Genomic DNA, 21280 nt, shown 5'->3' with positions numbered 1-21280 from the left:
TTGCGGGCCGGCCTACGCCGCCTTCGCCGCGCTCCTCTCCGCTTCGATCCGCCGCGCCAGCACCCAGCGGAAATAGGTCAGCGCCGCGTCGGCGCCGATTGCGAGCAGCTGATAGTTCGGATCGGCGTCAAACACCTTCTGCTGCGCCTCGATGATCGCCAGATCCTCGTGGAACGCTTCTTCGAGGCTGTGCCGCAGCGACAGCGCGATGTTCGGATTGTCGATGTCGAAATCGTGCAGATAGTTCCAGAAGAAATGCGTCGTGCTTCGCGTTTCCGGGGTCATGAACTGGGCGTTGCGAAATTGCCGCGTGCCTGGAACCTGGGCTCCCTTCTCCGCACCCTGCCCTGCCGGCGCGAACATGGAGTCGAGCAGAAAGATGCCGGGCACCAGCATGCGGCCGATATTGCGGCGGTCCACCTTGTCGGTCTTGTTGGCAATCACCTTGCAGAGATAGGGCGGCGGATCGGCGCTCATGTGCCAGCGCTCGACGCGGAAACCGTCATCGAGCTTTTCGATCGCGACCGGCTTGGTCTTGTAGGCATATTCCTCGGAGCCGCCGAGGGTGTGGGTATGCACGAAGGCAAGGTGCGCGAAATCGCTGAGATTATCGACGATCAGCAGCCAGTTCGCCTTGTAGTACATATACCCCGGCAAACCCCGCCACTTGGGATCGGCGAGCGGCGGATAGTCCACGATCAAATCGGGATCGGCTTTCTCGATGTCGCCCATCCAGATCCAGATCAGATTGTAGCGCTCGACCACGGGATAGCTGCGTACGCCGAGTTTTGGCGGGATGATGTCCTGGCCAGGGATCTGGATGCATTTGCCTGATGGGTCGAACTTCATGCCGTGATACATGCAGCGGATGTCGTCGCCTTCGATCCGGCCCATGGAGAGCGGCGCTGCGCGATGGCAACAGCGGTCGTCGAGGGCGACGACCTTGCCGCTCTCGCCGCGGTACATCACAACCGGCCGCTCCAGGATGGTACGGGGCAACTTCCTGCCGTCGATCAGTTCGTGGTTCCAGGCCGCGACGTACCAGGAGTTGCGAAGAAAGATTCCGTCATCGGTCATGGCATTCCTCCCTGTTGCTTGGTGCGCTTTTCTTTTTCGTTTGTGTCATCTTCTATGGCATCGGCGCCGGTGCGGATATCCGGATTGTCTGGACACACTGTACCGGCCCATGGACAATTGCCCGGATGGATTGGCGCGATTGGGAGCTGTTTTGCGAAGTGGTTCAGCATGGCGGCTTTAGCGCTGCCGCGCGCGTGCTCGGCCATCCCAAATCCAGCCTCAGTGCTGCAGTGCAGCGGCTGGAAAGCAATCTCGGGCTGCGACTGATCGAGCGCACCACGCGGCATTTGCGCCTCACCGACGCCGGCGAGACTATCTATGCGCGGGTAAAGCCGCTGTTCATTGCGCTGCATGATACACATGGCGAAGCGCTGGCGATGAGCAGCACCGTCGCCGGCACGCTCCGCATCAAGTCACCTTACGAATTCGGCGCCAACCACGCCGGTCCGATCGCATGCGAACTGATGGACCGTTATCCGGATCTCGTGATCCGGATCGATGTCGAGCACGAGATCGTCAGTCCGGTGGTCGAGAATTACGACATCGTGTTCGCGATGCTGGAGGCGCCGCTTCCTTCGACGGGGATCGTCATCAAACGGGTTTCATCGCTCGAGCGCGGGCTGTACGCCGCGCCTTCGCTGCTGGAGAAGTTCGGCGAACCGCGCAGCCTTGAAGAGCTCGCCAGACTGCCCGTCCTCACCGGCCCCAACGACGCGCCGTGGGCGCTCACCACGCCTTCTGGGGTAATCGAACATCTGGACGTTCAGAAGGCGCGGCTGGTCAGTTCGAACGCCGACATCAGGTTGCAGGCGGCACTGGCCGGCCACGGCGTGTTGCGGGTGACCGCGACGTTCACCAACAGCGCCGTTGAAGCAGGCACGCTGCGGCGGCTGCTGCCGGATCACATCTGCGAGCCGCTCAACGTGCATGCTTTGCTGCCGGCCCGGCAGTTCGTTCCGGCAAAAGTGCGATGCTTCCTCGATGCGCTGGAAGCGCATGGCCGCGGCAGCGCCGGGGCGGAGGCAGAGGATATCCCATAGAAACAGCTGTACGTTTTCAGCAAATCCCGGTGCGCGGCAATTTGCGGAGGCTCCCTTGAGAAGAACGCAGTAGCCGATCGCGCCCTGTCGCGCTAAGGAGGCGCGCCACTTTAAAAAACGGAGAACACCATGTCAGTCGAGCGTTTCGAAACCGGCCCGCGCATGAGCCAGGTCGTCGTCCACGGCAACACCGTCTATCTCGCGGGCGTCGTCGCCAACAATGCAGCCGGCGAAAGCGTGACCAAGCAGACGCAGGACGTGCTCAAGACCATCGACGGCCATCTCGCCAAAGCCGGGACCGACAAGTCGAAGCTTCTGTCGGCCACGATCTACATCACCGACATGAAAACCTTCCCGGAAATGAATGCGGTGTGGGACGGCTGGGTGTCGGCGGGCAACACCCCGGCGCGCGCCACGGTCGAGGCCAAATTGGCGTCTCCGCAATACAACGTCGAGATCATGGTGGTTGCGGCGAAGTGATTTTTCACGGCGCGAGGGCTTGCCTGCCCTCGCGCCGTAATTTTCTTGATCCGTATCTCATTGACCGCGTTTCCTTGACCTCCGAGGTAATCGAAACACGCGCGCGAACCTTCGATAACAGGTCAGCCGATCCATTCGGCCGCAACGAAGGAGAGCCCCATGACCGACCCGAAGACCATTGCCGCCAGTTACATCGATCTGTGGAACGAGCGAACCCCGGCCCGCCGCCGCGAGATCCTTAGCCAAAACTGGGCCAAAGACGCCCGTTATGTCGACCCCTTGATGAGCGGCGACGGCCACGACGGCGTCGATGCGCTGATCGCAGGCGTGCAGCAGCGGTTTCCGGATTTCAAATTCAAGCTGATCGGCGAGCCCAACGGGTACGGCGACCACGTCCGGTTCTGTTGGGGCCTCGGCCCTGACGGCGCCGACAGCCCGATCAAGGGTACGGATTTCGCCGAGCTGAGCGACGGCCGCATCCGCAGCATCACCGGCTTCCTCGATCAGGTGCCGGCGGGGGCGTGAGCGAAAGGCTGCGCGGCTGCCTGGGCAATCCCAGGTAGCCGCCGACGCGCCCCGAATTATTTCGGGAACCTCTTCTGCCTTGCCGCATCCAACCCCAATACAATGCTATTGGTGGAACCATCATGCGTCAGGCCCACACGCCTCATATTCCGCCCGTCGATACTGGTGACCTCGACCTGGTTCGCCGGGCGCTGGCGCGCGACGAGACCGCGGTTCGCGCCATCATGCAGGCGAACAACCGCCGGCTCTACCGGCTCGCCCGTGGCATCCTGCGCAATGATGGCGAGGCCGAGGATGTCGTGCAGGAGACTTACGTCCGCGCTTTCACGCATCTGGAGAATTTTCGCGGCGATTCCAGCCTGGCGACCTGGCTGGCGCGGATTGCCATGAACGAGGCGCTGGGGCGCTTGCGCCGGCAGCGGCCGGGCGTGGAGTTGTCGTCATTGCCGCAGGGCACGCTCGAAGCCCAGATCATCCAGTTTCCCCGCGCGGCCGCAGACGACCCGGAAAAATCCATGGCCCAACGTGAAATTCAGCATGTCGTCGAACACGCCATCGACGAATTGCCGGAACCGTTCCGGCTCGTCTTCATCACCCGGGTGATCGAGGGCATGAATGTCGAGGAGACCGCCGAGATTCTGGGGCTCAATCCTGTGACCGTGAAGACGAGGTTGCATCGCGCCCGCGTCATGCTCCGCGACAATGTCGAGAAGAAGATCGGCCCTGTCGTGATGGACGCGTTTCCGTTTGCCGGCAGGCGCTGCGAACGGCTCACCGAAGCGGTGCTGAACCGGCTCGGCTTTATCTGATTTTTTCGGGAACCTCCGGCCACCTGCGTCATCCAACTCCTGTGCAATCAACTTGAAAGCCGATCGCTCGCGTCGGCGCCACAGGAGTGTCACACCATGTTCGTTCGATTGAGCGCGGCGATTGCCGCATTGAGCCTTTTGGGCGGCGCCGCACTGGCGCAGGGCGCAAAGCCCACCGACCCGCAGATCGCGCATGTCGCCTACACCGCAGGCGTCATCGACATCGCCGCCGGCAAACAGGCCATCACCAAGGCCAGCAACAAGGACGTCAAGGCGTTCGCGGAAGGCATGGTGCGCGACCATGAAGCCGTGAACAAGCAGGCGCTCGACCTCGTCAAGAAGCTGAAGGTGACGCCCGAGGACAACGACACCAGCAAGACGCTGTCGAAGCAGGCCGCGGACAAGCTGGCCGAACTCGGCAAGCTGAAAGGCGCCGACTACGACAAGGCCTATATCGCCAACGAGATTGCCTACCACAAGGCGGTCAATGGCGCGCTCGAGACACTGTTGATCCCGTCAGCCAGCAATGCCGAGCTGAAGAGCCTGCTGCAGACCGGCCTGAAGCTCTTTCAGGGCCACCAGCAGCATGCCGAACACGTCGCCGCCGGCCTGAAGTAAGGGAGACTGCCATGCTGCCGAGACGCATTTTTCTCATCGTGACCGCCCTGCTATCGGGCGCCATCGCCGTCCCGGCGCATGCCGCAACCATACAGATCGTGATGGACAATCTCGTGGTGTCGCCGGCGCAGGTAACCGCCAGGGTCGGCGACACCATCGAATGGATCAACAAGGATATCTTCGCTCACACCGCCACCGCGCGAAACGGCGATTTCGATGTCGCCATGCCGTCAAAGACGACCGTGACATCGGTGCTGAAGAAGGCCGGTACGGTCGAGTATTACTGCCGCTTCCATCCCAACATGAAGGCCGTGCTGACGATCGCACCGTAAGCCGGCAATCCTTCAGACCAGCTTCCCTCGCTGCAGCACCATTGCCAGCCGCACCGCGACGGCGGCCTGCCAGACCGGATAGAGCACCGAGGTGAGATCGAGATCGAGCGCGCTGTCGACCGCCAGCAGCGCGCCGGCCAGCGTGCCCGTCAGCAGCATCCGCATCCATAACGCCGCATCGCGCGGCCCGGCCGGCAGCAGGGCGATGGCGAGTGCCATCAAGCCGGCGCCGACGAAACCGCCGGCGAGGCCCGCCAGGACATTGCGCATGATCTTGGAGGCGCCATAGGCCTGCAGATCGATCCAGACCGCGGCGTTCACCGCGCAGACGAAAGCGACCATGGTGACAAGGCTGGCAAGCAGCGCCGCCCAGAGCGGATTGGCGCTGCAGCGCCGGACCACGAAGAACACGAGCACCGCAAACGGCACCGCCACCAGCGCCATCCGCAGATTGCCGGAACCGCCGCTGAACTTGTCGATCAGTTGCGGCGTGAGCGGCGTCAACAGGCCCGACAGCAGACCGCCGGCGGCGATGACAAGCAAATTGTTGCGGGAGGTGTTGTCGGCAGCGATGGCCTGGGTCAACGCGTTCGCCTCCATCTCTGCGGCACAGCAATGTAGCACAATAGTACTTGTGATTGTAGTCGCGCACAGCGCGAGGCCGGTTCACAAATAAAAGCCGCGCCAACCCGAAGGTTGACGCGGCCATGGCCGTTCTGTTGCCAGGTGGACCAACCCCGAACAGGTTACGCCGCGAGGCGCACTTCGTTCAATGCAACGTTATCGTTTGCATTTAGGTTTTTGACCCGATAACGGCGGTATCATGCCGAGCACAATTCCGAACTTCTTTGCGACCATCGATCCTGGTTCGCCCCCGCCATAGCAGCCCTGGGATCTTGCCTTGCGGCAGAATCGATCTCATGTGGAGCATGATCTTTTCGGATCGTGCTGTCGATGAGACCTTTAAGCTCAAGCTGCTAAGGTGGAGGCGCCGGGTACTGCCCCCGGGTCTGCCCGCAGTCCATTCAGAGTTTCAGCGCCATCGTCTTGCGACGAAGCGCTTGTACGCGGGATTGAGGGCGAAAGATAGGGTGGTGACTGGGAATGGAGCGGGCGAAGGGAATCGAACCCTCGTATGCAGCTTGGGAAGCTGCCGTTCTACCATTGAACTACGCCCGCGAACGCCACTCGTGGTTTTCGGTTCCGATCTGACGCAGCTCACATTGTCCGAGCTTTCGGCAATCTGCAACCCCTCAGTCGATGCGCTTGCTGGCCAGCGAACCTACATCGCGAGAGGTGAGGACACGATAAACTCTTACAGGAGACCCGCGAACTCCTCCACCGTGAGCCCCGCCTGTCGAATGATCGAGCGCACGGTGCCTGGTTTCAGGTCCGTCCGGCATGAACCGGAACGGTTACCGTACGCGTCGGGTCACCGGGATATACGAGGACGTGATGACTGCCGACAATTCGATTGACGAGGAAGCCCTTGTGAGAGCCTGGATGACACGCTTGCCGTTGACGACCGGAAGCTTTCCGCCGCCCACTAGGCGGCCACCGTTACGTGCCGGATCTCGGGATGAGCATCGGACGGCGGCGCCATCCCCTGCTCCTGCAGGTACGCAAGGACGGCTCGGATGGCTTCGCTCGCATTGGCAAGCGCCTCCTGCTCGGTGTCGCCTTCCGTCACGACTTCGGGTAACGCCGGGACGAGCACGGTAAAGCCGCCACCTTCCTGCGGTTCGAGGATCACGGAATAGCTGTAGCTTGCTGCCATGATCTGGTTCCTGCGATCCCGCAACTTTGCGTTCCCCCTGATTAGCCGACCGAGCGTTCCGCCAAGCCGTACCGGCGCCTCCCTGCCCCGGACCCCCAACGGGTTATAAAGATTCCAGATGCGCGCTTCGATGACGGTGTTATGATCCTGCCGGGGTTGGTGGCGTATGGCGGGGCGGGGCTACAGCATTTTTGACACGGGAATCGGCCGGTGCGGGATCGCATGGGGCGATCTCGGCGTAATGGGCGTGCAGCTCCCGGAAGCCCGCGAGATCGACACAAGACGGCGGCTATTCCAGCTTTTTCCCGACGCCCGCGAACTTCGCCCTCCGGAGAATGTTGCCATCGCGATCGAAGGCATTGCGGCGTTGCTGCGCGGCGGTGACAGCGATCTTTCCGATGCCGCGCTCGACATGACCGGGATTCCCGCCTTCAACCAGCGCGTCTATCAGCTCGCCCGCACCGTCCCGCGCGGCGAGACCCGCACTTATGGCGAGATCGCCAGTGCGCTGCGCGCCTCGGGCGCGGTGTATTCGGTGGCGCAGGCGATCGCCCGCAACCCCTTCATGATCATCGTGCCCTGCCACCGCGTGCTCGAGGCCGGGCACTATGCCGACAAGATCTCGCCGAACGGCGGCGCCATTTCCAAGCGCCGGCTGCTGTCGATCGAAGGCACCCGTCCGACCGCCAGCAAGACCCTGTTCGACGTGCTGCTGCCTGTTGCGTCGCCTCGTCCGCCTACCTAAATTTGCGGGATGACAGCGACCACGCTCCTGGAACGCAAATCGATTTCGGTGTCCGACTTCCGCTGCAGCGCGGGGCCCGGCGACAAGCCGTTCGCGGAACAGCACCGCTGCCACTCGATCTCCTATGTCCGCAAGGGCAGCTTCGGCCTGCACTGCCGCGGCAAGTTCAGTGAGCTGGTGGCGGGATCGGTGCTGATCGGCCATCCCGGCGACGAATATACCTGCACCCATGAGCACGTCTGCGGCGACGAGTGCTTGTCGTTCTTTTTGAGCCCGGAGCTGGTGGAAGCGATCAGCGAAGCCAGGGATATCTGGCAGATCGGCTCTGCGCCGCCGCTGCCGGAGCTGATGGTGCTGGGCGAACTGGCGCAGGCGGCGGCAGATGGCAGCAGCGACATCGGCCTCGACGAGATCGGGCAGGTGTTCGCCAGCCGCTTCGTCGAGGTGGTATCCGGCAAGCCACGCAAGACTGGTTCCGACGCCGCCCGCGACCGCCGCCGCGCGGTGGAAACCGCGCTGTGGATCGATGCCAATTCGCACCGCGAAATCGATCTGGAAGATGCCGCAGCGCAAGCCGGCATCAGCCCGTTCCATTTCCTGCGGCTGTTTTCCGACGTGCTCGGCGTCACCCCGCACCAATATCTGCTGCGCTCGCGGCTGCGCCATGCGGCGCGGCGGCTGGCCGATGACGACAGCCCGATCACCGCTATCGCCTATGACGTCGGCTTCGGCGACCTGTCCAATTTCGTGCGCACGTTCCATCGCGCCGCCGGCGCCTCGCCGCTCCGGTTCCGCCAGGCCTCTCGCGGGAAGCGCAAGATTTTCCAAGAACGGCTTGCCCTCCACTGACTAGGGTTTCTCCAGGTTGCGCGGCATTCCCGCGCGCACTTCTCACTGGAGAACAGCAATGTACGACCACATCGGATTACGCGTCGGAAATCTCGACGCCAGCGTGCGCTTCTATACGGCAGCGCTCGCGCCCCTCGGCTTTGTGCTGTGCTCGCGCGATGATTCCGGCGCCGGCTTCGGCCCAAAGGGCGAACCTGCGCTCTGGCTGCATCTGCACAAGGGCGCTGGCAGCACCGGCGCCCATGTCGCGTTCCGCGCGCCTGATCATGCCGCGATCAAGAAATTCCATGCCGAGGGACTGAAGGCCGGCGGCCGCGACAATGGCGGCGCGGGCGCGCGGGCGGACTACAGCCCGACTTACTACGCAGCGTTTTTGATCGACCCTGATGGCAACAATGTCGAGGCGGTTTGCACGTAGGTGCGCATCGTAGGGTGGGCAAAGCGAAGCGTGCCCACCATTCAAGGCAACGGCCTGGATAGATGGTGGGCACGGCGCGAAGTGCGCCTTTGCCCACCCTACCGACCGATGCCTCTCATTCTCATTCGAAGGACCTCAACCATGGCTTCCATCCACAAGGACATCATCATCGACGCCGCGCCTGCCGACGTCTGGGACGCGGTGCGCGATTTCGGGGCATTGCATACGCGGCTGGTGCCCGGCTTCGTGCTCGACACGCGCCTCGACGGCGACGCACGGATCGTGACGTTTTCCAACGGCACGGTGGCGCGCGAATTGCTGGTCGATTGCGACGATGCGCGGCGGCGGCTGGTCTATGCCGTGATCAGCGAGCGGATCAAACAGCACAGCGCCGCGGTGCAGGTGACCGCCGAAGTCGATGGCCGCAGCCGGCTGGCCTGGACCGTCGACGTGCTGCCACATGAAATCGCGCCCTACATGAACGCGCAGATGGATCAGGCGGCGCTGGCGATGCAGAACGCGCTTGGGAAAGCCGCGGCATGATTTCCGCATTTCTCGAAGCGCTCGGCGCGGTCGGCCCCTCAGCCGACCGCGCCGGCAAGATGGATCTGTACGGACGCTTCATCGGCTCCTGGGATCTCGACGTCAGGCAATTCTCCGACGACGGCCGCGAGCGCCGCCGCGCCGGCGAATGGCATTTCGGCTGGGCGCTGGAGGGCCGCGCAATCCAGGATGTCTGGATCGTGCCGCCGCGTGGCGAGGCACGCCACGGCGATGCCACCGCCCAGGTCAATTCCTATGGCACGACGCTGCGGGTCTATGATCCCGATATCGATGCCTGGAGGATCCAGTGGACCGATCCGGTGGCGCGAAGTTTTCTGCAGATGATCGGCCGCGCTGAAGGCCGTGACATCGTGCAGCACGGCACGCGGCCTGATGGACAGCTGATGCGCTGGAGTTTTTCCGAGATCACGCCGAACTCGTTCCTCTGGCGTGGCGAGATCTCCGCGGACAACGGCGCGAGCTGGCGTGTCAATACCGAGTTCACCGCGCGGCGGCGAGCACCGTGATCTTTCGCACAGATCGGCAAGCCTCCCTTTCCTAGCGTCACCAGTTGCGCCCGGATGGCACCGCCCCCGCGGGCCGCGGCGCATTGGGAGGTCGAACCATGACTGGAGCTGACAAGGTTGTGTGCCAGGCAGCCACGCTGCTGCTGCTGTTTGCCCTGACGACGACGCCGGCGAAGGCGCAATTCGCCGGGTTCGGTGGGGGTGGAGGCGGCGACGACATGATGACGCAGATGGCGCCGATGCTGGAAATGATGAAGGCCAAGATGGGCAAGCGCCGCTTCGGCTTGATGATGCAGACCGTGGGGCCGATGATGGGCCGCATGATGGAAGGCGGCGGTGGTGGTTTCGGCGGCATGATGGGCGGTGGTGGAATCCCCGGCGGCTATGGCAGCGGTATGGCCCACGGCTATGGCGTCAACATGGGCGGCATGGGCGGCGGCGACATCATGGGTATGCTCGGCGGCGCCGGCGGTGGCGAGATGATGAGCATGATCCCGCAGTTGATGCGCATGGCCAATATGGGCGGCAGCCGTCACGGCCGAAAGCATCGGCGGCGCTGAGCTACGACAGCGCCGGGCGAGCCTTGGCAAGGGGGACGCGCTTCGGTCCCCACCGCGTCAGGATCACGCTCAGGCAGGACAGCAGGCCGAGCAGCATCATCGATGCGGCCGTCAGCATGAAAAAGTCCATAGCCGTGGCGTTGTGCGTCGACAGCCACCAGCCGCCGACGCCGATGAACACCAGCCGCGCGGTCTGCGCCAGCACGGGGCCGAGCACCTTGGCCGCGCCCTGCGATGAAAAATAGCAGGTCGTGGCAAGGCCGAGGAACGCATACATCGGCGCCGCCGTAGACAGATACTGCCGGCTTGCGGTGCGCACGCCCGCATTGTCGGTGAAGAGATTGACCCAGATGTCGGGGAAGATCGCGATCAAGGTCGCCAACGCTCCGACCCCGACAAAGGCCACGCCGCCCGCGATCCAGCAGATCCTGCGGGCCCGCGCGATGCGCTGCGCACCGATCGCCATGCCGACCATCGGCACGGTCGCGATGCCGACCGCAAAGGCGATCGACGTCAACATGAATTCGAGCCGCGCGCCGATGCCGTAACCGGCCAGGATCTCGGTGCCGAAACCCGCCAGCATGTAGGTGAAGATGCTGATCGTCAGCACCGATTGCAGCGGCGAGAAGCAGGCGATGGCGCCGACCTTGAGAATGTCGATGAACATCGCCCAGCGAATCCGCAGGCCGACGATCCTGGGAACGATGCGCGCGCGGCCGGAAAACAGATACCACGTCATCACGGAGATGCTGATGAGGTAAGCGATCAGCGAACCGGCGGCGACGCCCTGCATGCCGAATTGCGGGATCGGACCGAGACCGAGACCGAGCGTGCCGCCGAGAATGATCTGGCAGACGGCGGAAACCAGCATCAGCAGCGACGGCAGCTTCATGTTGCCGGTGCCGCGCAGGATGCCGGCCATCGTGTTCATCAGCCATGGCACGACGGCGCCGCCGAAGAATATCTGCGTGTAGCCGATCGCCTGCGCCAGCACGTTGCCGCGGCCGCCGAGCAGTTCCAGCAGCTTTGGGCCGAAGATCAGCATGCCCAGCATGAAGACGAGCCCGAAGCAGAGGCCGATCAGCAAGGCATGCGCGGCGAGCACCGACGCCCGCTCGGTATCACCGGCGCCGAGCGCGCGCGCGATCGCGGACGCCACGCCGCCGCCCATGGCGCCGCCCGACATCGTCATGGTCAGGATCACGCAGGGAAACACCAGCGCCATCGCGGCCAGCGATTCCACCCCGAGCCGGCCGATATAGGAGGTCTCGGCGATCACCACGCAGGTGCCGGCCGATAGCGCAATGACGTTGGGCCAGGCCAGCCACAGCAGCGTGCGCAGGATCGGACCATCGACCAGCGCATTCTTCGCCGGCGGCAGCGGTGGCGGCAGCGGGCGCTCTTCCTCGTCGACGGGAATTTCGGCAACGCCGATATCGGACATTTCTGCTCCCGCGCGCGAAAGGCAATCCTGAGATCGCGCGCCCATTCAATATTTTGGGCGCATTATCTCGCTGCGCCAGGATGTTTCCTAGCACGGCAGGCGCTGATTCCGCGTGCGCGAAACGCAATGGGGGCCTGCGCGATTGCAGGCGGGCGCACTCCCCTAGCCGATCGACCAGACGAACGGTGCCTTTCCGCCTGCCGGCGGCTTCAAATGCACGGGAATATGGCGGCCGCAGCCGGCTGCGAGGCCTTCGAACAATCCCTGCAGGACGCTGGCGCAGGCCGGGTGATAATCGCCGACATCGGCCATCAGCTTCCAGCTCTGCTGCCGGATTTCGAACGTGCCGTCGGACTCGCTGATCTCAACCGCATCATCCTGCGCCTCGAACAGCGCACGCAGGAAGCCAGCAAATTCCTTCGGCCCGCCGCGGCTCGCCCCAAGGTTTTGCGCGATCTCGTCGAAATATTGCATGCCGATCAGCTTGCCGGTGAGGTGCAATAGATATCGGGCGTCCTCCGGGCCGAAGCATTGCACCATCACGGGAGCCGCGGTCTTCACATATTCCATGGCGTAGTTGCGATAGGCCTTTTCCAGCCGCGGCTTCGGCCAGCTTGCAACAGGCAATGCCGGCGCGGTGGCGGGATCGAAGCGCGGCGCTTCGAGATGCCGCGCGAACACCATCCGCGCATCGAGGTCGAGCGGATGATCGTATTCGCAGTAATAGCCTTCGAGGCCGTCCTGGCCGTCGACGCTTTGCTTGGTACAGACGAAGCCGAGATTGAGATTGCCGAGCGCCACGCCGTTATTGCCGTGCCAGCCCCGCAGCATCGCGCGCGACACTTCGCCGGGCACGCCGCAAATCGCGGTGCCCCGCCAGATCCAGCGCGGCGGCGGATAACGGATCCAGGCCTTGCGATCGGTCTCGTACATGTATTCGACATGGACGCCGCCGATCCAGTTCGAGAGATAGTGATACTGCGCAGCCGCGACCGCCGGCGGCAGATGGCTGAGCCCGAGTTTTTCCAGCCCCGGCAGGAAGCGCTCCTGCTGCTGGCGGCGAAACACCCGGAACACGAATTCGGCGGCATCCGCCGTGCCGCGGCGCGAGACCACGGTGAGAACGAGGCCGGTGAAATACGCGTGATAGAGATCAGCGATGCTGCGCCACTTCGCCCATTGCGCTTGCTGCGCGGGGTCATCCTTCGCCTCGGTCATCGCCATCCCGGTTCCCTTTTCTTTCCGCACGCAGGGTTGCGGTTCAATTCACGCGAATTTCATGGCAGGCGCCGCGAACAATGGCCGGCTTTCCGCATTGGTGGAGCGATATGCACCGCATTGTACATCGATATGCAAGGAGCCGTCATGCATAGCCACCTTCGGCTGGCGCTATGTCTGGGAGCGCTGGCGCTTCCTCTCGCCGCCTGTAACGAACAGGCCCCATCAGGCTCCGCCGAACAGACCTATGGTCCCTCGCCCCAGTTGCCGGCGCCGCAGACCTCGTGGATACCGACCGTCAACATCGCCACTGCCAAGGGCTGGCCCGAAGGCAGCAAGCCGACCGCCGGCAACGGCATGGCGGTGAATGCGTTCGCCAGCGGGCTCGAGCATCCGCGCACGGTCTACGTGCTGCCAAATGGCGACGTGCTGGTGGCCGAGTCCAACGCCCCACCGAAACCGGACGGCGGGGGCATCAAAGGCTTCTTCTTCAAGTGGGCGCAGAGCCGGGCCGGCGCCGGCGTGCCGAGCGCGAACCGCATCACGCTGTTGCGCGACTCAGATGGCGATGGCGTCGCCGAAACCCGCAGCATCTTCCTCAGCGGGCTGAACTCGCCGTTCGGCATGGTGCTGGTCGGCGAGGAGTTCTATGTCGCCAATACCGACGCGATCATGAAATTTCCCTATCAGACCGGCGTCACCAGAATCACCGCAGCGGGTGAGAAGCTCACCGACCTGCCCGCGGGCACGCTCAATCATCACTGGACCAAGGACCTCGCCGCCAGCCGCGACGGATCGAAGCTTTATGCGACCGTCGGCTCCAACAGCAACATCGGCGAGAACGGCATCGAGGCCGAGAAGGATCGCGCCGCCGTATTGGAGGTCGATCGCGCCAGTGGCACATGGCGGGTGTTTGCCTCAGGCCTGCGCAATCCGAACGCACCTGCTTGGAATCCGCACACCGGCGAACTTTGGGTGGTCGTCAACGAGCGCGATGAACTCGGCAACGATCTGGTGCCTGACTACATGACCTCGGTAAAGGACGGCGCGTTCTATGGCTGGCCCTACAGCTATTTCGGTGATCGCGTCGATACGCGCGTCGAGCCGCGGCGTCCCGATATGGTCGCCAAAGCAATGGCACCGGACTACGCACTCGGCGCGCATACCGCTTCGCTCGGGCTCGAGTTCAACACCGGCAATCTGTTTCCGCAAGCGATGGCGGGTGGCGCGTTCATCGGCCAGCACGGCTCGTGGAATCGCAAGCCGCGCGCCGGCTACAGGGTGATCTTCGTGTCGTTCGAGGGCGGCAAGCCTTCCGGCAAGCCGCAGGACGTGCTGACCGGCTTTGTCAGTGATGACGGTGAAGCCCGCGGACGTCCGGTCGGCGTGCGGTTAGACAAGCAGGGCGCGCTATTGGTGGCCGACGACGTCGGCAACACGGTATGGCGTGTGACGCCTGCGATGACGTCGGCGGCGAGGTAGGCACCAACCACCGTCATTGCGAGCGAAGCGAAGCAATCCATCTTTGCTCGGGAACGTGGATTGCTTCGTCGCTGCGCTCCTCGCAATGACGAGGTGAGAATCACACCCTGAAATGCTTGCTCAGTTTCAGGCCCTGGGCCTGATAGTTCGAGCCGATGCGCTGGCCGTACATGGCATGGGGCCGCGCCAGCATTTTTTCATAGACCAGGCGGCCGACGATCTGGCCGTGCTCGAGGATGAACGGCACTTCGCGTGAGCGCACTTCGAGCACCGCGCGCGAGCCCTGCCCGCCGGCGCCGGCATAGCCGAAGCCGGGATCGAAGAAGCCGGCATAATGGACGCGGAATTCGCCGACCAGAGGATCGAACGGCACCATCTCGGCGGCGTAATCCGGCGGGATCTGCACCGCCTCCTTGGAGGCGAGGATATAGAACTCGCCGGGATCGAGGATCAGGCTGCCGTCCGGGCGCGCCGCGATCGGCTCCCAGAATTCATCGACCGCATAGCCGCCGCGGCGGTCGACATCGACCACGCCGGTGTGGCGCTTGGCGCGGTAGCCGACAAAGCCGCCGGAATTCGCGCCGCTTAGATCGACGCTCAGCGCCACGCCATTGGCGAGATCGGCGTCGTCGATATCGACCAGCCGCTCGGCCTCATGCAGCGCGTCGAGCTCGTCCGCATTGAGGATGGCGTCGCCGGTGCGGAAGCGCACTTGGCTAAGCCGCGATCCCTCGCGCAGCAGCACCGGAAACGTCTTCGGGCTGATCTCGGCATAGAGCGGCCCGTGGTAGCCGGCGCCGATCATGTCGAAGCGGCGGGTACCGTCAGCGATCACGCGGGTGAAGACGTCGAGCCGCCCGGTCGAGCTTTTGGGGTTGGCGGCGGCGACGATCTCCGGCGGCAGCGCGAGGCTCTCCAGCAGCGGCACGATGTAGACGCAATTGGTTTCCAGCACCGCCCCGTCAGTGAGGTCGATCTCGTGCAGTTTCAGTTCGTCGATACGCTCGGCCACCGTCGCACCCGGCCCCGGCAGGAAGCTCGCGCGCACCCGGTAGGCGATATCGCCGAGCCGCAGATCGAGGCTCGCGGGCTGGATCTGGCTCTCGACAAAGGGATAGGCCGGCAGGATCAGGCCCGCATCCGCCATCGCCGCGATCATGCGGTCGGGCAGAATTCCGTTGGCGTCGGGCGGCAGCGTGAAAGGCACGGCGGTCCTCAAGGGAGCCCGGGAAGGATGACCCGAATGTCATCCAAACCTCATAAATATGGGCATTTAGGGGTTATCCGATGGCCGGCTTGACGAAAAGGGCGCGAGGGAATATCAGCATGACTTATCCCGTGGTGATTTGAGCCGGCCGGCTTGCAGCCACGTTAAATAAGTCGCTAAACAGGCCGGGGACACGTGTGATCCCGGCCTGTGGAAATTTTTCCAGGCCGGTTTTTTGTGACCATTTTCAATGGTGGTCACGACGGAGGTCACATGCCTGAGGCTAAGTCTACCACCCGCTATCGTCCCGAAACCCGCCTGGTCCATGGCGGCACGCTACGCTCGCAGTTCGGCGAGACGTCCGAGGCGCTGTTCCTCACCCAGGGCTACGTCTACGACAGCGCGGAGCAGTGCGAGGCCCGCTTCAAGGGCGAGGAGCCCGGCTTCATCTATTCGCGCTATTCCAATCCGACGATCGAGATGTTCGAGCGCCGCATGATCCAGCTCGAGGGCGCGGAAGCCGCGCGCTCGACCGCGACCGGCATGGCCGCGGTGGCGACCGCGATCCTCGCACCGCTCCGGGCCGGCGACCACGTGGTCGCTTCGAAAGCTCTGTTCGGCTCCTGCCTTTACGTGGTGCAGGATCTCTTGCCGCGCTACGGGATCGAGACGACGCTGGTCGACGGTCTCGATCTCGACCAGTGGCAGCGCGCGTTGCGCCCGAACACCAAGTCCTTCTTCCTGGAGAGCCCGACCAATCCGACGCTCGACGTGCTCGACATCCCCGCGATTGCCGAGATCGCGCACAGTGGCGGCGCACGATTGATCGTGGACAATGTGTTCGCCACGCCGATCTGGCAGAGCCCGCTTTCGCTTGGCGCCGACGTCGTTGTCTACTCCGCCACCAAGCATATCGACGGTCAGGGCCGCTGCCTCGGCGGCATCATCCTGGCCTCGGAAGCGTTCGTCGCCGAGCACCTCCATAACTTCATGCGCCATACCGGCCCGTCGATGTCGCCGTTCAACGCCTGGGTCCTGCTGAAGGGACTGGAGACGCTGGCGGTACGGGTGCGAGCGCAGACCGAGACCGCCGGCAAGGTGGCCGATGCGCTGGCAAAGCATCCGAAGATCTCGCGGCTGATCTATCCCGGGCGATCAGATCATCCGCAGGCCGAACTGGTGAAGCGGCAGATGCGCGCCGGCTCGACCCTGGTCGGCTTCGAGGTCAAGGGTGGCAAGCAGGCCGCGTTCCGCTGCCTCAACGCGCTGCAGGTCTCGCGGATCTCGAACAATCTCGGCGACGCCAAGAGCCTCGTCACCCATCCGCCGACCACGACGCACCAGCGGCTGACGCCGGAGGCGCGCGCCGAGCTCGGCATCAGCGAAGGCTTCATCCGCTTCTCCGCCGGGCTCGAGCATGCGGATGATCTGATCGAGGATTTCGCGCAGGCGCTGGAGAAGGCGTGAGCTGATTGCCACCAACACCATCGTCGTCCCGGCCTTGAGCCGGGACCCATAACCACAGGACGTTGTGAGTCAAGGAAGTGGTCGACCACCGTGTTTAATCAGCACGGCCGCGGCGTATGGGTCCCGGCTCAAGGCCGGGACGACGGCGGTGTGTAACGGCAACAGCCGTAATCACATCGGCCGATAGGTCCGCACGTCGGACGGCACGTTGACGCCGAGCTTGATCTGGCCGACCGAGCGGATGATGTCGTCGCCGAGCAGTTGCGCGAAGCAGGCGTAGCCCCAGTCGCTCATGTGCAGGCCGTCGGCGATGACGAAATTGTCCATCGGGATCGCCTGCTTCTCGTGCCAGTCGCGCATCACCTCGAAGCGCGGGAAGATGCCGACCTTGCGCAGTTCGGCGACCTTGCCCAGCAAATTGATCATCTTGCCCGCGCTCTCCGCGCGTTCGTTGACCCGCGGCGAGTATTGCAGATCGATCAGCACGAGATCGGCGCCAGCCGCCTGAATGCGCGCGACACCGTCTTCCACGAGCTTGATGGTTTCGGCCGGATCGAGATTGCGCAGCACGGCGTTGGTGCCGACCTGCCAGATCACCAGGTCCGGATGCATGTCGATGACCGAGGTCTGCAGCCGCTTCATCATCTCAGGCGCGTCCTCGCCGCCCTGGCCGCGGTTGATCACGGTGATGTCGGCGGTCGGGTATTGCCGGTGCAGTTGCGCCGCGAGGCGGTTGGGATAGTTGAATTCCGGCGAGGTCGCGCCAAAACCCGCGGTCGACGACGATCCGAACGCGATGATCACCACCGGCTCGCCCGCGGCGAGCTTGCCCGCGACACGCGGCAGCGATCCCATCTTTTTGGCGCCACCCTTCGGCGGCAGGCAGGGAACGCGGCTGAAAATGTCGGCGGCGGATTTCGCGACCTCCTTGGCCTTGTCGATCGCCTTGCCGGTGACGCTCCTCTGAGCCGCCGGGCTGGACGGCTCGGTGGCCGCCACGCTGCCCGCACCCGTGGTCGGCGCCGCCGGCGGTTTGGCGGCTTCAGATTTGGCCGTGTCGGATAACGTCGCCTGCTGGGCGGTCTGGGTCGCCTGCGCCTGCGCTCGCGCCTGCAAAACGGACGCCGGCATCAGCAGCACCGTCGCTGCGATGGCGAGCGCTGCCAGCGATGCAGACGGGAAAAAAGGGCAGTAACGACTCATTTACGCTAGTTCCTCAATTCTGCTGGGCCGGGTTCACATGCGCCGCGTCGATCACGAATTTCGACAGCGCGCGGCCGAGGCAATCATGCACCCGCTTGGCCAGGTCGGGGCCATGCGACGTGGTGGACAGGTCGAAATCTCCGGCGTCGCTCCAGTGCCGCATCATGGCGAAGCGGTCGAACAAGGGAATGTCGTGCTGCTGCGCCACCACGCGCATATTATCCAGATAGGGCGGCGCGGAAATCATCGTTTCAGTGCGCGGGCTGTATTGCAGGTTCATCAGGATCACGTCGGTACCCGCCTTCTGCAACGCAGCAACGCCCTCTTCGACACCGGCGCGGAAATCATCGGGATCGATCGATCGGATAGCATCGTAGGTGCCGGTCTGCCAGATAACCAAAGTAGGCTTCTTTAGCTCGGCCAGCTTAACAAGTCCGCCAGCGACCTCTTCGGCCGTCTTCTTGACCTGTAGTTCTACGGATACGTTCACGGCGACCTTCGGCAGCGCTTCCTTCAACACCGCCTGCAGCCGGCCGGGATAGGCGCTGGCTTCGGACGACGGGATGCTCGACGACCGGCTGCCCACCACCAGAATTTCCAGCCGGCGGTCGCCGGCAATGGCCGTCTCGACCTTGGGCAGCTTACTCTCGGACGTCAGCAGATAGGCCGGAACCTCGCAATTGGCGGGGGCATCCTCGGCGCGCACGGGGGCTGCGGCCAGCAAGCCGGCAATCAAGGTCAGCCCCAGGATCATCACCGGGTTGGACTTCATCAGCCCCCTCCCGCCATATCGGCGTTGCCAACAGCGCCTTTTTTCTTGGCATTCTTGTCGGCGGAATTCTTGTACCACGAAATGACCCACGCCATGCCGGACATGATGAGGATTCCGACGACGCTGATCAGGAAGTGCATGCCCGCTCCACCGGAGATTTCGGCCAGCACGAAATGCCCCGCAAAGGCGAGGAAGACGCCGAGGCAGAATATCTCAAGCGAATGCTGCCCGCACAGGATCAATGGTCGCAGCCAGGGCGATTTCAACCCCGGCCAGTCCTTGCGCAGGAAGCGCACCGTGATCGCCGCCAGTGCCAGGAAGTGCGCGAAGCGCAGCACATCCAGATCGGTCTTGCTGATCGGGTACATCCACTGTTCGAGGTGCTTCGGCATCAAAAAATTCAACTGCGGAAGATGCCAGGTCAGCGTAACGAAGAAGGCGGCCAGCAGATAGGCAAAGCAGATCCACATTGTGATCGGCGAGGAGAGTATCGCCGACATCCGCACCGCGCCGCCGAGCGCGCACCAGGCGCCGAACGTAAACAGCAATTGCCACGCGAACGGATTGAAGAACCAGGTGCCGTTCGGATAGGCCGACAGGTACAGATCGAACTGCCAGGTCGCCGCGTAGAGCGCCACCGACAGCCCCAGCGAGACGTCGGGCCGCCACTTCATCAGCCACAGGATGATCGGCAGGAACAGCATCAGCACGATATAGAGCGGCAGCACATCCATGTTGACGGGGCGGAATCTCAGCAGCAAGGCCTGGATGATCGTGACATCCGGCTGCTTGAGGAAATCCATGATCCCCATTTCTTCCGAATACAGCGGGTTGTTGAAATTGGTTGCGACGTAGGAAATCTCCGCCAGGAAGATCGTGAACAGGAACACATGCGCCACGTAGATCTGCCAGACCCGCCGCATGATGCGGGCGGTGGCGATCACGAAGCCGGATTCCAGCATGGCGCGGCCATACACGAACGCTGCGGTATAGCCGGAGATGAAAATGAAGATCTCGGTGGCGTCGGAAAAGCCGTAATTGCGGATCGTGAACCAGGTCAGGATGTTCGCCGGCAAATGATCGATGAAGATCAGCCACAGCGCCAGCCCGCGAAACAGATCGAGCCGCAATTCACGCTCGCCGGCCGCCGGCAGCGTGATCGCCGGCGCGGAGGTACCCGCCGCGTCACTCGCGGCCGGTCCGGCAATCTGATCGGCAATGGACATCGGGCACCGTTTTGGCAGCAAATCCAAGCAAATTGCACGGCCGTAAGGATAATATCGGCCCGCAAGCACGCAATACAAGCAAGATACGGGGGTCGGAACCGCGCGGGTGCGCCTTAGGGCGAAACTATGTTGAAACGAGGATGGACTACCTCAACAGCCCCGCCCCGCCGGCCGGTCCGGCGATTGGTTCCACCGACTTTCTTCGCTATGCTGCGCATAAGGATTCTGGAAGCTTTTCATCATGTACCGCGCCGTCACCCGTCTGATCGAAGTCACCGTCGAACCGAACTTCATGCCGGAGCGCTCGTCGGTCGATAAGGGCCAGTATTTCTGGTCCTACACCATCGTGATCACCAACTCCGGCAACGAGACGGTGCAGTTGCGGACGCGGCACTGGATCATCACCGACGCCACCGGCCGCAAGCAGGAAGTCCGCGGCGAAGGCGTGGTCGGCGAGCAGCCGGTGCTGGCCCCCGGCGAACGCTTCGAATACACCTCCGGCGTACCGCTCCCCACCGCGTCCGGCTTCATGACCGGGCGTTATCAGATGGTCAACGAAAGCGGCGAGAAATTCGAGATCGATGTCCCGACATTTTCGCTGGATAGCCCTGACAACAAGCGGGTGTTGAATTAGGGGCGAGAGGCGCATTGCGCTCCCTCCACGCGTCGTCCCGGCCTTGGGCCGGGACCCATACCGCGTGATCTCTCGATGAGGCTCGGTCGCAGAGACCTTTCGCAAAACTTCTTCCTGTGGCTATGGGTCCCGGGTCAAGCCCGGGACGACGGCGGTGTTTGTTGTTGCACCGTCCTTCAAACACACCTTCGCGATCTCGCGGCCTGATATGCCCGAGCTTTGCCAGAAATCTCCTTGCCCTCATCAAACAGAGGGCGCAGGGAAGACCGGGTGCGCGCTGCACCCGCGGTCCCGTGTGCGGTTTGCACTAAAAAAGCTGCACACGAG

General features: G+C 63.4%; 24 protein-coding genes, 1 tRNA gene, 1 other RNA gene and 1 riboswitch. Of the genes, 15 read left to right on the top strand and 11 right to left on the bottom strand.

Annotated elements, in window-relative coordinates; genetic code table 11:
* Positions 1–12 precede the first annotated feature (12 nt).
* Positions 13–1077, bottom strand: coding sequence for an aromatic ring-hydroxylating dioxygenase subunit alpha (locus tag JQ558_RS32525; RefSeq protein ID WP_212296318.1), 1065 nt, complete (start codon positions 1075–1077; stop codon positions 13–15).
* A gap of 125 nt (positions 1078–1202) precedes the next feature.
* Between JQ558_RS32525 and JQ558_RS32520 the strand changes: the two genes are divergently transcribed.
* From JQ558_RS32520 to JQ558_RS32495, 6 genes are all read left to right on the top strand, one after another.
* Positions 1203–2117: a LysR family transcriptional regulator gene (locus tag JQ558_RS32520; RefSeq protein WP_212276178.1), complete on the top strand. Its 915-nt coding sequence runs from the start codon at positions 1203–1205 to the stop codon at positions 2115–2117.
* A gap of 129 nt (positions 2118–2246) precedes the next feature.
* The gene (locus JQ558_RS32515; protein ID WP_212296317.1) at positions 2247–2597 is read left to right on the top strand and encodes a RidA family protein; all 351 of its coding nucleotides are present in this window, start codon (positions 2247–2249) and stop codon (positions 2595–2597) included.
* Positions 2598–2756: 159 nt separating this feature from the next.
* Complete coding sequence (locus JQ558_RS32510) at positions 2757–3122, top strand: nuclear transport factor 2 family protein (RefSeq protein ID WP_212276179.1); 366 nt, start codon at positions 2757–2759, stop codon at positions 3120–3122.
* A gap of 122 nt (positions 3123–3244) precedes the next feature.
* A complete protein-coding gene (locus tag JQ558_RS32505; protein WP_212211357.1) occupies positions 3245–3931 on the top strand; it encodes an RNA polymerase sigma factor in 687 nt (228 codons plus the stop codon).
* A gap of 96 nt (positions 3932–4027) precedes the next feature.
* Complete coding sequence (locus JQ558_RS32500; RefSeq protein WP_212211359.1) at positions 4028–4549, top strand: DUF4142 domain-containing protein; 522 nt, start codon at positions 4028–4030, stop codon at positions 4547–4549.
* 11 nt (positions 4550–4560) lie between these two features.
* A complete protein-coding gene (locus JQ558_RS32495; RefSeq protein WP_212296316.1) occupies positions 4561–4881 on the top strand; it encodes a cupredoxin domain-containing protein in 321 nt (106 codons plus the stop codon).
* Between the two features lie 12 nt (positions 4882–4893).
* Here the strand turns inward: JQ558_RS32495 and JQ558_RS32490 are convergent, their stop codons facing one another.
* The 4 genes from JQ558_RS32490 to JQ558_RS32475 all read right to left on the bottom strand — a co-directional run bounded on the left by JQ558_RS32490 (position 4894) and on the right by JQ558_RS32475 (position 6658).
* The gene (locus tag JQ558_RS32490; protein ID WP_212296315.1) at positions 4894–5466 is read right to left on the bottom strand and encodes a hypothetical protein; all 573 of its coding nucleotides are present in this window, start codon (positions 5464–5466) and stop codon (positions 4894–4896) included.
* A 118-nt stretch (positions 5467–5584) separates the two neighbouring features.
* Positions 5585–5974, bottom strand: a transfer-messenger RNA (tmRNA) gene (gene ssrA / locus JQ558_RS32485).
* 12 nt (positions 5975–5986) lie between these two features.
* Positions 5987–6060, bottom strand: a tRNA-Gly gene (locus tag JQ558_RS32480).
* Between the two features lie 367 nt (positions 6061–6427).
* Positions 6428–6658: a type II toxin-antitoxin system HicB family antitoxin gene (locus tag JQ558_RS32475; protein ID WP_212296314.1), complete on the bottom strand. Its 231-nt coding sequence runs from the start codon at positions 6656–6658 to the stop codon at positions 6428–6430.
* Positions 6659–6824: 166 nt separating this feature from the next.
* On the opposite strand from JQ558_RS32475, the gene JQ558_RS32470 reads away from it, so the two are divergent.
* The 6 genes from JQ558_RS32470 to JQ558_RS32445 all read left to right on the top strand — a co-directional run bounded on the left by JQ558_RS32470 (position 6825) and on the right by JQ558_RS32445 (position 10300).
* Positions 6825–7403 (top strand): methylated-DNA--[protein]-cysteine S-methyltransferase, encoded by a 579-nt coding sequence (locus JQ558_RS32470; RefSeq protein WP_212296313.1) that lies wholly within the window; start codon positions 6825–6827, stop codon positions 7401–7403.
* A gap of 9 nt (positions 7404–7412) precedes the next feature.
* A complete protein-coding gene (locus JQ558_RS32465) occupies positions 7413–8252 on the top strand; it encodes an AraC family transcriptional regulator (protein WP_212296312.1) in 840 nt (279 codons plus the stop codon).
* A gap of 58 nt (positions 8253–8310) precedes the next feature.
* Positions 8311–8670, top strand: a complete 360-nt coding sequence (locus JQ558_RS32460; protein ID WP_192735447.1) for a VOC family protein — start codon at positions 8311–8313, stop codon at positions 8668–8670.
* A 141-nt stretch (positions 8671–8811) separates the two neighbouring features.
* Positions 8812–9213: an SRPBCC family protein gene (locus tag JQ558_RS32455; RefSeq protein WP_212276187.1), complete on the top strand. Its 402-nt coding sequence runs from the start codon at positions 8812–8814 to the stop codon at positions 9211–9213.
* The gene (locus JQ558_RS32450) at positions 9210–9740 is read left to right on the top strand and encodes a hypothetical protein (protein WP_212296311.1); all 531 of its coding nucleotides are present in this window, start codon (positions 9210–9212) and stop codon (positions 9738–9740) included. Before JQ558_RS32455 ends, JQ558_RS32450 begins: the two co-directional genes overlap by 4 nt.
* A 98-nt stretch (positions 9741–9838) precedes the next feature.
* Positions 9839–10300: a hypothetical protein gene (locus tag JQ558_RS32445; protein ID WP_212211374.1), complete on the top strand. Its 462-nt coding sequence runs from the start codon at positions 9839–9841 to the stop codon at positions 10298–10300.
* Position 10301: 1 nt separating this feature from the next.
* Here JQ558_RS32445 and JQ558_RS32440 read toward each other — a convergent pair whose 3' ends face one another.
* Together JQ558_RS32440 and JQ558_RS32435 are read right to left on the bottom strand one after the other, a co-directional pair.
* On the bottom strand, positions 10302–11744 hold the full coding sequence (locus tag JQ558_RS32440; RefSeq protein WP_212276190.1) for an MATE family efflux transporter: 1443 nt from the start codon (positions 11742–11744) through the stop codon (positions 10302–10304).
* A gap of 162 nt (positions 11745–11906) precedes the next feature.
* Complete coding sequence (locus JQ558_RS32435) at positions 11907–12962, bottom strand: hypothetical protein (RefSeq protein ID WP_212276197.1); 1056 nt, start codon at positions 12960–12962, stop codon at positions 11907–11909.
* A 147-nt stretch (positions 12963–13109) separates the two neighbouring features.
* Here JQ558_RS32435 and JQ558_RS32430 point away from each other — a divergent pair, with 147 nt between their 5' ends.
* Positions 13110–14444 (top strand): sorbosone dehydrogenase family protein, encoded by a 1335-nt coding sequence (locus JQ558_RS32430; RefSeq protein WP_212276191.1) that lies wholly within the window; start codon positions 13110–13112, stop codon positions 14442–14444.
* Between the two features lie 100 nt (positions 14445–14544).
* Here the strand turns inward: JQ558_RS32430 and JQ558_RS32425 are convergent, their stop codons facing one another.
* Positions 14545–15651: a 2'-deoxycytidine 5'-triphosphate deaminase gene (locus JQ558_RS32425; protein WP_192735453.1), complete on the bottom strand. Its 1107-nt coding sequence runs from the start codon at positions 15649–15651 to the stop codon at positions 14545–14547.
* A 121-nt stretch (positions 15652–15772) separates the two neighbouring features.
* A riboswitch (SAM riboswitch) is annotated at positions 15773–15852 on the top strand.
* A 72-nt stretch (positions 15853–15924) separates the two neighbouring features.
* On the opposite strand from JQ558_RS32425, the gene JQ558_RS32420 reads away from it, so the two are divergent.
* A complete protein-coding gene (locus tag JQ558_RS32420) occupies positions 15925–17118 on the top strand; it encodes an O-succinylhomoserine sulfhydrylase (RefSeq protein ID WP_212296310.1) in 1194 nt (397 codons plus the stop codon).
* A gap of 171 nt (positions 17119–17289) precedes the next feature.
* Here the strand turns inward: JQ558_RS32420 and JQ558_RS32415 are convergent, their stop codons facing one another.
* The 3 genes from JQ558_RS32415 to JQ558_RS32405 are packed head-to-tail and all read right to left on the bottom strand — an operon-like array spanning position 17290 to position 20319.
* Complete coding sequence (locus tag JQ558_RS32415) at positions 17290–18321, bottom strand: SGNH/GDSL hydrolase family protein (protein WP_212276193.1); 1032 nt, start codon at positions 18319–18321, stop codon at positions 17290–17292.
* Positions 18322–18334: 13 nt separating this feature from the next.
* On the bottom strand, positions 18335–19093 hold the full coding sequence (locus JQ558_RS32410) for an SGNH/GDSL hydrolase family protein (protein WP_212296309.1): 759 nt from the start codon (positions 19091–19093) through the stop codon (positions 18335–18337).
* Positions 19093–20319: an OpgC domain-containing protein gene (locus tag JQ558_RS32405; RefSeq protein WP_212296308.1), complete on the bottom strand. Its 1227-nt coding sequence runs from the start codon at positions 20317–20319 to the stop codon at positions 19093–19095. Before JQ558_RS32405 ends, JQ558_RS32410 begins: the two co-directional genes overlap by 1 nt.
* Before the next feature lie 241 nt (positions 20320–20560).
* On the opposite strand from JQ558_RS32405, the gene apaG reads away from it, so the two are divergent.
* A complete protein-coding gene (gene apaG, locus JQ558_RS32400) occupies positions 20561–20953 on the top strand; it encodes a Co2+/Mg2+ efflux protein ApaG (RefSeq protein WP_192735458.1) in 393 nt (130 codons plus the stop codon).
* The last annotated feature ends 327 nt before the right edge of the window (positions 20954–21280 follow it).

This window comes from Bradyrhizobium sp. AUGA SZCCT0160 (genome assembly GCF_018130105.1).
Classification (GTDB): domain Bacteria; phylum Pseudomonadota; class Alphaproteobacteria; order Rhizobiales; family Xanthobacteraceae; genus Bradyrhizobium.
Note: the sequence above shows the minus strand (reverse complement) of the source record. Positions and strands in the feature narration are given on the sequence as shown.

Excerpts from the sequence above, each read along its gene's own strand:
- JQ558_RS32495 (WP_212296316.1), top strand. The coding sequence starts at position 4,561 with ATGCTGCCGAGACGCATTTTTCTCATCGTGACCGCCCTGCTATCGGGC.
- JQ558_RS32445 (WP_212211374.1), top strand. The coding sequence starts at position 9,839 with ATGACTGGAGCTGACAAGGTTGTGTGCCAGGCAGCCACGCTGCTGCTG.
- JQ558_RS32475 (WP_212296314.1), bottom strand. The coding sequence starts at position 6,658 with ATGGCAGCAAGCTACAGCTATTCCGTGATCCTCGAACCGCAGGAAGGT.
- JQ558_RS32525 (WP_212296318.1), bottom strand. The coding sequence starts at position 1,077 with ATGACCGATGACGGAATCTTTCTTCGCAACTCCTGGTACGTCGCGGCC.
- JQ558_RS32450 (WP_212296311.1), top strand. The coding sequence starts at position 9,210 with ATGATTTCCGCATTTCTCGAAGCGCTCGGCGCGGTCGGCCCCTCAGCC.
- apaG (WP_192735458.1), top strand. The coding sequence starts at position 20,561 with ATGTACCGCGCCGTCACCCGTCTGATCGAAGTCACCGTCGAACCGAAC.
- JQ558_RS32470 (WP_212296313.1), top strand. The coding sequence starts at position 6,825 with ATGGCGGGGCGGGGCTACAGCATTTTTGACACGGGAATCGGCCGGTGC.
- JQ558_RS32420 (WP_212296310.1), top strand. The coding sequence starts at position 15,925 with ATGCCTGAGGCTAAGTCTACCACCCGCTATCGTCCCGAAACCCGCCTG.
- JQ558_RS32415 (WP_212276193.1), bottom strand. The coding sequence starts at position 18,321 with ATGAGTCGTTACTGCCCTTTTTTCCCGTCTGCATCGCTGGCAGCGCTC.
- JQ558_RS32440 (WP_212276190.1), bottom strand. The coding sequence starts at position 11,744 with ATGTCCGATATCGGCGTTGCCGAAATTCCCGTCGACGAGGAAGAGCGC.
- JQ558_RS32460 (WP_192735447.1), top strand. The coding sequence starts at position 8,311 with ATGTACGACCACATCGGATTACGCGTCGGAAATCTCGACGCCAGCGTG.
- JQ558_RS32455 (WP_212276187.1), top strand. The coding sequence starts at position 8,812 with ATGGCTTCCATCCACAAGGACATCATCATCGACGCCGCGCCTGCCGAC.
- JQ558_RS32515 (WP_212296317.1), top strand. The coding sequence starts at position 2,247 with ATGTCAGTCGAGCGTTTCGAAACCGGCCCGCGCATGAGCCAGGTCGTC.
- JQ558_RS32510 (WP_212276179.1), top strand. The coding sequence starts at position 2,757 with ATGACCGACCCGAAGACCATTGCCGCCAGTTACATCGATCTGTGGAAC.
- JQ558_RS32435 (WP_212276197.1), bottom strand. The coding sequence starts at position 12,962 with ATGACCGAGGCGAAGGATGACCCCGCGCAGCAAGCGCAATGGGCGAAG.
- JQ558_RS32430 (WP_212276191.1), top strand. The coding sequence starts at position 13,110 with ATGCATAGCCACCTTCGGCTGGCGCTATGTCTGGGAGCGCTGGCGCTT.
- JQ558_RS32405 (WP_212296308.1), bottom strand. The coding sequence starts at position 20,319 with ATGTCCATTGCCGATCAGATTGCCGGACCGGCCGCGAGTGACGCGGCG.
- JQ558_RS32520 (WP_212276178.1), top strand. The coding sequence starts at position 1,203 with ATGGATTGGCGCGATTGGGAGCTGTTTTGCGAAGTGGTTCAGCATGGC.
- JQ558_RS32410 (WP_212296309.1), bottom strand. The coding sequence starts at position 19,093 with ATGAAGTCCAACCCGGTGATGATCCTGGGGCTGACCTTGATTGCCGGC.
- JQ558_RS32500 (WP_212211359.1), top strand. The coding sequence starts at position 4,028 with ATGTTCGTTCGATTGAGCGCGGCGATTGCCGCATTGAGCCTTTTGGGC.
- JQ558_RS32505 (WP_212211357.1), top strand. The coding sequence starts at position 3,245 with ATGCGTCAGGCCCACACGCCTCATATTCCGCCCGTCGATACTGGTGAC.
- JQ558_RS32465 (WP_212296312.1), top strand. The coding sequence starts at position 7,413 with ATGACAGCGACCACGCTCCTGGAACGCAAATCGATTTCGGTGTCCGAC.